4 protein-coding genes are annotated in these 4020 nt (G+C 68.4%); 2 read left to right on the top strand and 2 right to left on the bottom strand.

Annotation, left to right across the window (positions count from 1 at the left end; all coding sequences use genetic code 11):
* Positions 1-570 (bottom strand): Hsp70 family protein (locus tag VGF64_11825; protein HEY1635439.1); only part of this gene is annotated, 570 nt, incomplete at its 3' end.
* A gap of 116 nt (positions 571-686) precedes the next feature.
* Between VGF64_11825 and VGF64_11820 the strand changes: the two genes are divergently transcribed.
* Positions 687-1430: a phosphoglyceromutase gene (locus VGF64_11820; GenBank protein ID HEY1635438.1), complete on the top strand. Its 744-nt coding sequence runs from the start codon at positions 687-689 to the stop codon at positions 1428-1430.
* 135 nt (positions 1431-1565) lie between these two features.
* Positions 1566-2009 carry a cyclic nucleotide-binding domain-containing protein gene (locus VGF64_11815; protein ID HEY1635437.1) on the top strand — a complete coding sequence of 148 codons (444 nt, stop codon included), beginning with the start codon at positions 1566-1568 and terminating at the stop codon, positions 2007-2009.
* Here the strand turns inward: VGF64_11815 and VGF64_11810 are convergent.
* On the bottom strand, positions 2002-4020 hold a 2019-nt coding region (locus VGF64_11810; GenBank protein HEY1635436.1), incomplete at its 5' end, for a heterodisulfide reductase-related iron-sulfur binding cluster. The two genes, VGF64_11815 and VGF64_11810, sit on opposite strands and share 8 nt — an antisense overlap.

Below are 4020 nucleotides of genomic sequence, written 5' to 3'. Positions count from 1 at the left end.
GACCTCGAAGACACCCTCGCCGATGTCGAGGACCGACACGTCGAAGGTGCCACCGCCGAGGTCGAAGACGAGGACCGTCTGGTCCTTGCCCTCCTTGTCCAGCCCGTACGCCAGGGCGGCGGCGGTGGGCTCGTTGATGATGCGCAGCACCTCGAGCCCGGCAATCTGGCCCGCCTCCTTGGTGGCCGTGCGCTGGGCGTCGTCGAAGTAGGCCGGGGCGGTGATGACGGCCTGGGTCACCGTGTCACCCAGGTAGGACTCGGCGTCCCGCTTCAGCTTCTGCAGGATGCGGGCGGAGATCTCCTGGGGGGTGTAGCCCTTGCCGTCGATGTCGATGGTCCAGCTGGTCCCCATCTGGCGCTTGACCGATCGGACGGTGCGGTCAGGGTTGGTGATGGCTTGGCGCTTGGCGACCTCACCCACCAGTACCTCGCCGGACCTGGAGAACCCCACCACAGAAGGGGTGGTCCGGCCGCCCTCGGCGTTGGGCAGGACAGTAGGCTCGCCCGCCTCCATGACGCTGACGACCGAGTTGGTGGTGCCGAGGTCTATGCCGACGGCCTTGGGCATGAGACGTGCCTCCGGATGCTTGATTCGATCTCTATGACGAAGATGAGTATAGCAAAGTTGAGCCTCAGGATATCAAGCCGGCTGCTGGTGTCCGTCGGCGGCTACTGTCGGCGCCCATGAGCACCCTGGTCCTGCTCCGTCACGGCCAGAGCACCTGGAACGAGCAGAACCTGTTCACCGGGTGGATCGACGTCGATCTCACCGAGCGGGGCGAGGCCGAGGCTCGGGCGGCGGGGCGGCTCATGGCCGCCGAGGCCGGGCTGGACGTCGACGTGCTCCACACTTCGGTACAGACCCGGGCAATCCGGACGGCGAACCTGGCCCTGGAGGAGATGGGCCGCCTCTGGCTGCCGGTGCGGCGCCACTGGCGGCTGAACGAGCGCCACTACGGCGATCTCCAGGGCCTGAACAAGAAGGAGACCGCCGCCCGCTACGGCGCCGAGCAGGTGAAGGCCTGGCGCCGCGGCTATGCCACCCCGCCGCCGCCCCTCGACCCCGACGATGAGAACCACCCCCGGCACGACCCCCGCTACCGGGACCTCCCCCCCGACGTGCTCCCCGCGACCGAGTGCCTACGGGATGTGGTCGACCGACTGCTCCCCTACTGGCACGACGCCATCGTCCCCGACCTCCGGTCCGGCCGGCGGGTGCTTGTGGTCGCCCACGGCAACAGCCTCCGGGCACTGGTCAAGCACCTCGAGGGCATCTCGGACGAGGACATCCCGGCGCTGGACATCCCCACCGGCATCCCCCGACGCTATGAGCTCGACGACGACCTCGCGCCCCGCTACGCCGCCTACCTCGGGGACCCGGCCGCGGCAGAGGCGGCGGCACAGGCGGTGGCGGGACAGGCCAGCTGACGCGCGCGGCTCGCCCGCGGGGCGGTCCGGCACCTTCCCTGGCGTTCCACATCCTGTCGAAAGGAGCTCCGCCGAAGGCGGGCGCCACGGCCTATCCCTCGCCTGTGATCGGCGGCACCGTTACCCTGTCGCCCCATGGCACGAAGGGACCTGAAACTGGACCTCCTGGGTCGGACCTGGTTGTTCTCGGCCTGCAACAAGAAGGAGCTGGGGCTCATCGGACGGGCGTCCGAGGAGGTGGACGTCGACGCCGGACGGGTCCTGTGTGAAGAGGGCAAGCCCGGCTTCGAGTTCTTCCTCATCCTCGACGGTCGGGCCGCTGTCAGTCGCGCCGGTCGCAAGATCGCCACCCTCAGGACTGGTCAGTACTTCGGCGAGCTCTCGCTGCTCGACCGCAAGCCCCGCTCGGCGACCGTCACATCCGAGACGCCGATGCACCTGCTCGTGCTCGACCAGCGCCAGTTCGACGGGATCATGGACCAGGTGCCCGGTCTCGCCCACAAGCTGCTGACGGCCATGGCTGAGCGCCTCCGCGACGCGGACGCCAAGGCGATCAACTACGCCAGGACGCTCAACTGACTCCGTCCCCCGGCGGCCTCGCCGTCGCCGGGGCCCGGTCGTCGCCGGGGGTGGCCTCCCGCGTCCCGGCCGGCGCCGACTGCTCGAGGATCTGTGCGACGTCCAGCACCTGGGTGGACTCGGCGGCCATGCCGTCCGCCTGTCGCTGCTTCACGCCGTCGTCGAGCATGATCATGCAATAGGGACAGGCGGTGCCGACCACGCCGGCGCCGGTCTGGAGCGCCTCGTCGGTCCGCTCCAGGTTGACCCGCTTGCCGATGTCCTCCTCTAGCCACATGCGCGCCCCGCCAGCCCCGCAGCAGAATCCCCGCTGTCGGTGCCGGTGCATCTCCACCTGATCGACGCCGGGTACGGCATCGAGCACCGAGCGGGGCTGGTCGTAGATCGAGTTGTGACGGCCCAGATAGCACGGGTCGTGGTAGGTGACGGTCTTGTCGAAGCGCTCGCCCGCCTTGATCCGGCCCTCGTCCACCAGCCTGGCGAGCAGCTGCGAGTGGTGGATGACCTCGTAGTTGCCCCCGAGCGCCGGGTACTCCTTGGAGATGGTGTTGAAGCAGTGGGGGCAGGAGGCGATGACCTTGCGGGCGCCGACGCTGTCGAGGGTCTCGACGTTCTGCTGGCACTGGGTCTGGTACAGGTACTCGTTCCCCAGCCGGCGGGCGGGGTCGCCGGTACAGGACTCCCGTGGTCCGAGCACGGCGAAACCCACATCCGCCGCATGGAGGAGGCGGGCGATGGCCTGGGTGACCTTCCGGGCCCTCTCGTCCAAGGCTCCGGCGCAGCCCACCCAGAAGAGATACTCGACCTCGTCCGGGATCGAGCCCTCGACCACGGGAACGTCGAACGGCAGCGCCTCGGTCCAGTCGAGGCGGTGGGTCGAGCCGAGCCCCCAGGGGTCGCCCTGGTTCTCGATGTTGCGCAACATGGTGCCCCCCTCGGTCGGGAAGCTCGACTCCATGAGGACCTCGTAGCGCCGCATGTCGACGATCGTGTCGACGTGCTCGATGTCGACCGGGCACTGCTCGACGCACGCACCGCAGGTGGTGCACGACCACAGGACGTCGGGCTCGATGACATCGGGCACGAGGCGCGTGGGCACGGTGCCCTTCCCGCCGGTGCCGTTGCCGTTCGAGTCGTCGCCCTCGGCCGAGCCGTTGCCTCCGGAACCGAGAAGGGTGCCCGCCCGGCCGAACAGGTTGTCCCTCAGGTCCATGATGACGAGCTTGGGGGACAGCGGCTTGCCCGTGTTCCACGCCGGGCACTGGTCCTGGCACCGACCGCACTCGGTGCAGCTGAGGAGGTCGAGCAGCTGCTTCCAGCTGAAGTGGGTGATCTCGCCGGCGCCGAACACGTCGTCTTCGGAGAGCTCCTCGGGATCCATGTTCGGCGTCGTGGCCAGGGCCCCCAGAGCAATGGGACGCCGGGAGAAGAGCACGTTGGGCTCGGACACGAAGATGTGCAGGTGCTTTGAGTACATGACCACGACGAGGAAGATCGCGATGACGCCGATCTGCGCCAGCACGAAGGTGGTCTCCAGGGCCTGGAGCACCCCGTGGCTCAGCCCGGAGAGGGCGTTGCCCACGAGGTGCGACGCGAACGCCCAGTCGCTGTAGGGGAAGTGACCGAGCTCGACCTGCGCCCCCCGGTAGAGCAGCAGGGTGGCGATGACGAGGAAGATGAGGCCGAGGATCACCCACGCCTGCTCGGTGTGCGAGCGGTAGAAGCGCGAGGACCGGTCGAGGCGCTCGGGCGACTGCCGTAGCCGTATCACCGCGAACACGAGAATTCCGGCCAGGACACCGACCGCCATGAAATCCTCGAGGAACCCGAGCCAGGCCGAGTGGCCGATGCCCGGGATCGCCCACGTCTTGGAGAACAGCAGCCCGTAGGCCTCGATGATCGTGAAGAACAGGATCACGAATCCCCAGAAGACGAAGAAGTGGGCCAGACCGGGGATGGGCCGCTTGAGCAGCTTTCGCTGCCCGAACACGTCAGTCAGCTCGGCCCACAG

It is taken from the genome of Acidimicrobiales bacterium, from assembly GCA_036491125.1.
GTDB lineage: Bacteria > Actinomycetota > Acidimicrobiia > Acidimicrobiales > AC-9 > AC-9.
This window is presented reverse-complemented; position numbering and strand designations above follow the sequence as displayed.